Source organism: Coleofasciculaceae cyanobacterium (genome assembly GCA_036703275.1).
Taxonomy (GTDB): Bacteria; Cyanobacteriota; Cyanobacteriia; order Cyanobacteriales; family Xenococcaceae; genus Waterburya.
The window spans coordinates 1-7,819 of sequence record DATNPK010000061.1 but is presented as its reverse complement, the minus strand read 5'-3'; the positions used below and the strand labels follow the sequence as shown (position 1 = coordinate 7,819).

The window sequence follows — 7,819 nt, the reverse complement described above, 5'->3', positions numbered from 1 at the left end:
TCTTGACCTTCACATAAGTCTCGTCCACACGCCAAGAATCATTAGTAGACTTGAGATGAGGGCGACAACGCCGCTCTAATTCTGGGGCATAATCAAGTACCCAACGATTAATGGTGCTATGGTCAACTTCAAGTCCTCTCTTTAGCATCATTTCCTCCAAATTCCTGTAGCTAATGGGATAACGGCAATACCAACGCACGTTAAGTAAGATAATTTCTGCTTGAAAATGTCGCCATTTGAAGGGTTGAGATCGAACCATAAATCAGGAGTAAGAGTCAAGAAATTCCTAAACTATCACTTTTTGCGACACAACCGTAAATCCTGCTAATGCTTCTTGGCGAGAAAATAATTCGTCTGAAGACATGGTTCGTTAGAGGCGAACGGCCGTTCGCCCGTAATTTGTCTTTTAGTCTCCTAGTCTCTTAGTCCCCTTTATCCTTTGAGCCTTTTGCTGTAATTGTTGATAATATTCGGCTTCGTTATGGCGACTAACGGGCGATCGCTTTCTGAGTCGCTGTGCTTTTTGCTTTAGTTGCTGAAAGTATTCTGTGTCTGTAACTGCTGTTACCTGACGTTCTTTTTTTACCTCATCAATTTCAAAATTAAGCTGTACTACCTGTTGTTTGAGCTTTTGTTCTCGTACCTCTATTTCTCGCGCCATGTTGATAAAGACGCGCATTAACTGACCGATATCATCTCGCGAACGGGCAAACTTAGTTAATTTATCATAGGCAAAACTATCTTTTTCTAATGCTTGAGATACTTCTGTAAGTTCTCGTATTGGTCTAGCAATGCTTTGTGCCAACAGCAGAGCCAAAATGATGGCAATTGCTCCTACCAAGATTAAACTGCGACTCTGTCGCCAAATCATAGTAATGAGTGAAGACACAAATTGCGATTTTGGCTTATAGACACCCAAGACCCACGGTTGCTCGGTCAAAGGAGTAAAACCAACCATTTGTTGAGTTTGCTCGTCGGCAGGAGAATAGTAACTAGCGTGTCCTGTTGCTTCCGCTCTAACCATTGCTGCTGCTAATTTCGGCAGGTCTAGACTTTCAATTTGCTGTTGCCCGTAGCGTCGATCTTTGGCGATTTGCTGCTGTGTTTTTTTAGATAGAGGAGTGAGGCTATGGTACAAAAAAGAGGGGTCTTGATGAGCGATAATTACTCCCAGGCGATCGACGAGAAAAGGAGAGCTTTGAGAATCTCCTTGCATGGTATTCACAATTGTCCAAATTTCATCACCCTGAATTTTTAAGACTGCCACACCAATAATCTTGCCCTCCTCAGAATGTACGGGATGGGAAAAGTAAATTCCAGGTCTGCTGCTGGTCGTCCCGATTAGAATGCTAGAAACATAGGGATTACCTTGAATTGCCGCTTTAAAGTATTCCCGAAAGCTATAGTTTTGTCCGATAAAAGTCGGGTCGCTAGCAGCCAGACAACGACCCTTCTGGTTCATAACATAAACAGCATCATAGTCGGGATTAGAGCGAAAAATATTATCTAAAGTTTGTTGTATTGCGACATTATCACCTTTTTGCTGCTCGGTGGCGGTCAAACTAAGAAAGGATACCACGCTTGGCTCTGTGCTAACTTGGACGACCACAGGCTGAAGATTGATAATAAGTTGGTCTAATCGACTGGCAATACTTGTAGACAAAAGCTCTAATTGACGGTATTCACTTTCTACTGCACCCTCAATGCTTTCTTGCAAATTGTAATAAGCGTTAAAGCTCATCGGTATTAACGCTGCTGCCAGCAATGCAGCCGAGACCTTTGCCGCGATCGACCAAGCGGGAGGATAAAATAACCGATGGATACGTTTCATATTAGTTAAAACCTAATCTATGTAACAGCCTGGGGATTTGCTACTTGCTCAAATAAAGAAGAAGCATAGTAATTCTCCGTCACCACTTGAAGACAGCGCAGACAGGCAGATTTTCCTTTTTGTTGCCACCAACAACAGCTTGAGCGAATTTGACAGGCGGGTAAAGTGTCCGTTACCGTCGGTAACTGTTCTACAATCCTCGCTGCTAAACGACAATCAGCACCATCAAAATGCAGACATCCCTTTTTATGACAATCAGAAGCAATACGCAGCATCTCGGTTGGTTTTACTGCCGATGGTGACACTATCTCATCTACGGGTTGCGATCGCTATAATTCATAACCAGAGCTAGAATTTCCAAAGCTAGCTTTCTGCCGTACCTTTACAGCCCTTTTTTGTGCCATCATTACTGCATAATAGGCAGTTTTTTCTGACTCAATTGAACTATGCTGCATTTTTGAAGATATCGATTGTCCCATGACTCAACTTTTTGTTAGTCTGTTTCGGCGATTAAAACATTAGTGGAGCTACTAACCCTAGCGTTGAACCAGGAAGCTTAATTGAAGATACTCCTCCAGCAACAGTTTTCAGTTCTTTTTCGCCTAATTCTTCGCTAGCAGAATCAACAAAAATGACTAAGTGTTTAAGAGTAGGCGTATTTTCATAAACGCAGATATCTAAATTTTCTGGTAAATTTTCGCCAGTTAACTCCGCGATCGCACTTTTAGGATTATTGATTAATTGAGCTTTAAAATTTGCATCTCTATGAGCAAGGGCAATCGCTTTTTTAAATAAGGGGTTAGAAGCAACTGATTTATTTTCATCAGCAGATTTAACAGGAATCACAAAATTTCTTACTGTAGCTGTATCTTCGTGAACATCCACTTCAACTGCATCAGGAATGTTAATACCCATCTCAGTCAATATTAATTTTGGCTGACTCACAAATTGATTTTTAAAACCTTCGTCGCTTTGTAATCTTTGCGAAACTTGCTGATAAATTTCAGTTGACTCACTCATAGGTAACACTCCTGTTTTTTGACTTATTTACTTTGTTACTTTGTTAATAATTACTATTAACAATAAGCGTGATTTTTCTATTTAATTCTGGCAAGTTAAGCTATTATGCATTTGAACTACACTTTATAACATTCATACACCCTATCCCCTACACCCGATCGCAACAAGTAAATTAAATACTTAACAGTTTACTTACTTAAGTTTGTCCCAAGCATTACCTACATCAGAAATAAATTCTTTTCCAGTATCAACAACATCGTCAACAAATTCTTTTCCAGCCTTTGCTATGTCACTGAACAATCCGCCACCTGCAACTTCTTCTAGTTGTTCTTCGGACAATTGATTATTATTCATTGGAAATCCTCTTTGTTTGTTTTATAGTTTGTAGTTTAGAATTAATTGCTTTGGAGAACAATCAATATTTTTTTTGTGTAGATAACAAATCTTTCTATCTTGCTAAACTAGTTTTTTATCAACTCAACAAATTACTAACCTCGGCAATATCCAAGGATCGTTTAGGGGTTCTTCGATAATTGCAAACACACCATTGTCAAAAGAATTACCTTCTGCCTTTACTACTGAATAAACTCGTTCTCTAATTCCTTGCTGGGCGTTTTAAAAGGCGCGATGATGACAACATGGGTTATTACCTCGGCGATCGAAGAATACATGAGCCGTCCACGAACAACCACCACGACAGAGTTCGGCAAACTCGCAAGTTTTGCAAAATCCCCACATATGGTCTGTTCCTTGCTCAGCACCAGCTTTTAGATTGAATTTGAGTTCTTCAGTTTGTTTGACTATTTCTCGTAAAGAGCGATCGCGAATGTTCCTACCTGTATAAGCTGTCGTTGGTAGGGAAGGACAGCCTTTAATCTTGCCGTCTGCTTCAATTCCTAATGTATTTAAACCCGCACCGCAACCCTGCCAGAATGTCCATTCATCGCCACCGCCACGCAGCAGTCTTTCATAAGGACCATAATAGCCAATATTATTCAAATTAAGCATAATCAAAAAGTATGCTTGAATAACTTATATTTGTTAGGCAGATTTTCATATTTTGCTTGGCTGTAGATGTGGCTCTTTGGTGTTACTAGCAGAGTTAGTAAACCCCCACATTTCTAAAGTAGTAGGTTGTTTGCGTTTACTACGCTTGAACGCATTAAGATCGACATACCCACCAGGAAATTGTGTGGATGGTAAATAAGATAAATAGGGTTCTTTAACTGCAAGACTCAAATATCTATTGTTGAATTTGAGCAAGATTTTGAGTTCTTGTAGTTCGGCAATAACAGGCTCAATTTCTTCCCAGAGAAAGTTTTGCTTTGATTGTAACCGTAGTTGTTTGAGAAGTTCTTTAGCTGATAAAGCACGATCGCACACCTTATATACCCAATACATCAATCCTTCTAAGCTTAATTGAGCTTGAGTAGCACACGGTCTGGTATCAGTAACTAAAAAGCGTTCGCCATCGTCTTTCATGCTTAACATGGGTGGTTCTTTTCCTCCCTCTAATCGATTCCATTGCTTTACACATTCATTTAAAGCTTCTAGTCCTGGTCGATTATTGCGCCGACCATTATCATCTGGTTTACGTCGAGCCGTTTCCCTTGAATCTTCAAAAAAGTAAGCGAGGTCGGAAATTTTATCTATCGGTAAAGGATAGATAAAAGAGTACATTCGGTTGGGCAATAGTTCTAATCCCCAATCGGCGGCTCTTTCATGGTAGGGACTAAATCGGTCAAATCTAATTCTAGTAACACCTGAAGGAGGCTGTAGATGAAAAATTAACGGTAGCCAAGATGCCATTTCAGCATACCATTCATCTAACTCGCCTGGAATGTCGCACAAAAAATTCCATGCCACTCTCATTCCAAACTCTCTAGCCCATTTTAATAATTGGGTATTGACCCATGCTGTAGTGCCTTTATTAATTAGTTTTAAAACTCCATCATGCATATTTTCAATACCAGGCTGAATCCAACGCACACCAGCTGATGCTAACTGTTCAACATGTTCGCGCTTTAAATTAGCTTTAGTTTCATAAAATATTCGATAGGGTTCTTGGTGTTCTTGTTCGGCAGCAAGTAATGGAAGTACCGTATCCATATAATCCATATCAAGGATATTATCCACAACTTCTAACTTATGCGAATTATACTTCTGAGTAAGTTCGCGAACTTCTTCCATCACTCGGGCTGGTGATTTCGATCTGAAACTAATACCGCTACCATTCAAACCACAAAAAGTACAATGATGTTTTTGCCCCCACCAGCAACCGCGAGCAGTTTCAATGAGCAGGCCTGGTTTGACATAAGGCGCAATTTTAGAGTTTTTAAGAGTTTGAAAATAATCGTCATAATCTGGCGTTGGTATCAGATCTAAATCTACTGCGGAAGCTCGAGGAGCTTGAATGGAAATTGCAGTAGCTTGGCGATGGGAAGGAGCAATTACACCATAAGGTAATTTAGTTGAATTAACGTCACGACCATACTCTAAAATTTTTTGACAAAATTTAGGCAATAGATCATCTCCTTCGCCTGACAATACAAAATCTACCCAGGGGAACTCACGATGAGTTGTTACCCCCATTTCTGACTCACAATTAGCCCCACCCATAAAAGTAACAATTTCTGGATTGAGTTCTTTAATTCGTCTTAGAAGAGCCAATGATGCACAGTGCTGCTGAAATGTTGAACTACAACCAACAAGACGTGGTTGCAAATCTAATATAGAATGTGCTATGCGATTGACAAAAGCTTTTGTTTTCTCACGAACTTCGAGAAATACATCTAACTCTAATTGAGGGCTACGTAGCTTAACCAAACGAAAATATTCTAAATCGTTAGGTTGAAATTCTGGAAATGCTAATTGAGAAAAAGTCCATTCTCCTAAGAAGTGCATAATTAAAACATCACTGAGAGAAGTGTATACATCCAGTCCAATCTCTTCAGCAAAATTGATGTTTGGGTAACAAGTTTTCGTCTTGATTTGCTGCTGTTGAAGGCGAGATTTTAATAATCCAAGGGCGATCGAAGGTCTTTCTACTGAGGCATAGGGCATCAGTACCAAACATACATCAGTCATGTCTCTTTGGTTATAAATGTGATGAGTAGGAAAAATTTAACTTCTATCTAGTTCCTAAAGCTTAATTTAAAATTGCAGTATGTTCTAAATCTGGCTCACTGTCCAAAACTCCTTTATTAAACATTAGATTAAGATTATGTAATGTATGTCCTGAAGAAATACCACGCATCTCAAATAAGTAAGAAATTTCTGCGGCAGTTTTATCAGCTTTGCTAATTATTTTGCCTAACTCTTTAAGATAAAGGTCACCTTTAAATTTAAATGTTTTGATGGAGTTTGAAAGCTGAAAACCATCAGCAAGACTATCAAATTGCAAATCTCTACGGAATCGAATTAAACTACTCTCTTCAACATTGAAAGACATATTAGTGTCGATCATTCTCTCTAAAAGAAGTCTGAGGTCGCTGGCATCAGTAAAAGTTCCTTCCTCATAAACTATGTAGCCTAGAGGCCAGCGATTGCTTGCATTACAAGGACTAATAAGCTTAACACTTTTATCTACCATGTTAAACAAAAATCCTGTCACACAAGCAATAGTTCCTTGACTGGGAGAGTAGCTTTTATTATCTTTATCTTTCTTTTTCAGCCATCGTTCTCTTGCTTTACCAGACAAAGCTTTAGGCATATTTGCTTCTTCGTGTAGAAGAACTAACTTTACAAGAGCCAGTTCTTCGGCACTAAATTCTTCGTGAACTTGATTCAAGGTTTTTAAAGAAAGAATTGAAAAACGATTTAGCACACATCCTTTTTCTTTTGAAAGCTTTAATAAAGCTCGAACTCTGTCGGGATCTTTCATTGGTTGAGATGTAGTGGTTTGAGGAAAACCACCTAGTACTTCATAAAAATCGAGACAAAACTTTTCATAGTCAGGGTTATCTAGTGGGTCTGATGCCCAGTAACAAAATCCCGCACCTGCGGCTGCTCCAAGTATTTCTTTCATTACTACTAATACTTCTTGCCATAGTCTAGCGTTTTCCTGGGTATGGAAAAAAATGTCGCTTAGACGAGGTGCAGCAACACCACAAAACCAACAACCTACAGAACATCCTTTACTAAGTTCAAAACAGATGGGAGCATGCACTAGGGCGTTATGAAATTGCTGTTTCATTTGACTTGCGGTTCTATTAATTTGTCGCTGTCTCCACAACTTGAATTGCATATTAGTAGAGGAAGAAGCTACTGACTTCATCAATTCTGGTCTGATTTTTTCTGTAAGTGACTGATAGTGTTCTAATGAATCAAAGTTAGGTATTTTATTAAAAAGTTCTTCTTTCAAACAACTGTTTTCATATTTTTCGTCCCATAATGGTCTAATTTTATCGGGATCTATCTTTAAGCCATAGCGAAAAATAGTTTCATATGAGTTTGCTGATAGCTGTTTTCGAAAATTTGCATCGCCATGCCACCGCTCAAAGAAACGTTTTAAATGACTTACAGATAATAATTCTTTTTCTTTAACTAGTTCAAAATTATCTTTCCATCCTAACTTCAAAAATTTATCATCTTGAGATTTAGAGTTTGCCTTTTCTACTAAAGTGTTTTTTTCTACTTCTTGAGTTTGTTTGTTCATATATTGCTCCTATTATTAAGTGATTTTTATTGGCAAAAAAACATAAGAACAACTGCAAAAATCGATTCTTCATTTGGATTTTAGATATTTGCAAGTTGTCTAAAAAAATGCAATTTTCAAGCTACCATCCCAACTCTAGTCCAGCGGCTATTCCGACGCTAACAATATTACCTCCTCCAGCTACACTTTCTAATGCTTCCTCTGATAAATCTTCTGTAACTTCTGCGTTTAATGGATTGCGCGGAATAACGAGGTAAAGAGTATTAGAAGTTTCCTCTAATATCTTAATTTCTAAACCATCTGGCAATTCT

At 38.6% G+C, this 7,819-nt stretch carries 10 protein-coding genes; all 10 read right to left on the bottom strand.

Features of this window, described 5'->3' with window-relative positions; translation table 11 throughout:
* Positions 1 to 259: IS6 family transposase (locus tag V6C71_11015; GenBank protein ID HEY9769007.1), on the bottom strand; the 259-nt coding region annotated here is incomplete at its 3' end.
* Positions 260 to 406: 147 nt separating this feature from the next.
* The gene (locus V6C71_11010) at positions 407 to 1,831 is read right to left on the bottom strand and encodes a cache domain-containing protein (protein ID HEY9769006.1); all 1,425 of its coding nucleotides are present in this window, start codon (positions 1,829 to 1,831) and stop codon (positions 407 to 409) included.
* Positions 1,832 to 1,848: 17 nt separating this feature from the next.
* Positions 1,849 to 2,136 (bottom strand): hypothetical protein, encoded by a 288-nt coding sequence (locus V6C71_11005; GenBank protein HEY9769005.1) that lies wholly within the window; start codon positions 2,134 to 2,136, stop codon positions 1,849 to 1,851.
* 24 nt (positions 2,137 to 2,160) lie between these two features.
* A complete protein-coding gene (locus V6C71_11000; GenBank protein ID HEY9769004.1) occupies positions 2,161 to 2,310 on the bottom strand; it encodes a hypothetical protein in 150 nt (49 codons plus the stop codon).
* Between the two features lie 31 nt (positions 2,311 to 2,341).
* Entirely contained in the window at positions 2,342 to 2,851 is a 510-nt protein-coding gene (locus V6C71_10995) for an NHLP leader peptide family RiPP precursor (protein HEY9769003.1), read from the bottom strand.
* A gap of 192 nt (positions 2,852 to 3,043) precedes the next feature.
* Complete coding sequence (locus tag V6C71_10990) at positions 3,044 to 3,205, bottom strand: hypothetical protein (GenBank protein HEY9769002.1); 162 nt, start codon at positions 3,203 to 3,205, stop codon at positions 3,044 to 3,046.
* Positions 3,206 to 3,466: 261 nt separating this feature from the next.
* Complete coding sequence (locus V6C71_10985) at positions 3,467 to 3,859, bottom strand: SPASM domain-containing protein (protein ID HEY9769001.1); 393 nt, start codon at positions 3,857 to 3,859, stop codon at positions 3,467 to 3,469.
* Positions 3,860 to 3,904: 45 nt separating this feature from the next.
* The gene (locus V6C71_10980; GenBank protein ID HEY9769000.1) at positions 3,905 to 5,938 is read right to left on the bottom strand and encodes a RiPP maturation radical SAM C-methyltransferase; all 2,034 of its coding nucleotides are present in this window, start codon (positions 5,936 to 5,938) and stop codon (positions 3,905 to 3,907) included.
* Between the two features lie 61 nt (positions 5,939 to 5,999).
* Positions 6,000 to 7,508 carry a radical SAM family RiPP maturation amino acid epimerase gene (locus V6C71_10975; GenBank protein ID HEY9768999.1) on the bottom strand — a complete coding sequence of 503 codons (1,509 nt, stop codon included), beginning with the start codon at positions 7,506 to 7,508 and terminating at the stop codon, positions 6,000 to 6,002.
* 121 nt (positions 7,509 to 7,629) lie between these two features.
* On the bottom strand, positions 7,630 to 7,819 hold a 190-nt coding region (locus tag V6C71_10970; GenBank protein ID HEY9768998.1), incomplete at its 5' end, for a hypothetical protein.

Coding starts and splice junctions, on each gene's coding strand:
- V6C71_11010 (HEY9769006.1), bottom strand. CDS start 1,831: ATGAAACGTATCCATCGGTTATTTTATCCTCCCGCTTGGTCGATCGCG.
- V6C71_11000 (HEY9769004.1), bottom strand. CDS start 2,310: ATGGGACAATCGATATCTTCAAAAATGCAGCATAGTTCAATTGAGTCA.
- V6C71_10995 (HEY9769003.1), bottom strand. CDS start 2,851: ATGAGTGAGTCAACTGAAATTTATCAGCAAGTTTCGCAAAGATTACAA.
- V6C71_10990 (HEY9769002.1), bottom strand. CDS start 3,205: ATGAATAATAATCAATTGTCCGAAGAACAACTAGAAGAAGTTGCAGGT.
- V6C71_10985 (HEY9769001.1), bottom strand. CDS start 3,859: ATGCTTAATTTGAATAATATTGGCTATTATGGTCCTTATGAAAGACTG.
- V6C71_10980 (HEY9769000.1), bottom strand. CDS start 5,938: ATGACTGATGTATGTTTGGTACTGATGCCCTATGCCTCAGTAGAAAGA.
- V6C71_10975 (HEY9768999.1), bottom strand. CDS start 7,508: ATGAACAAACAAACTCAAGAAGTAGAAAAAAACACTTTAGTAGAAAAG.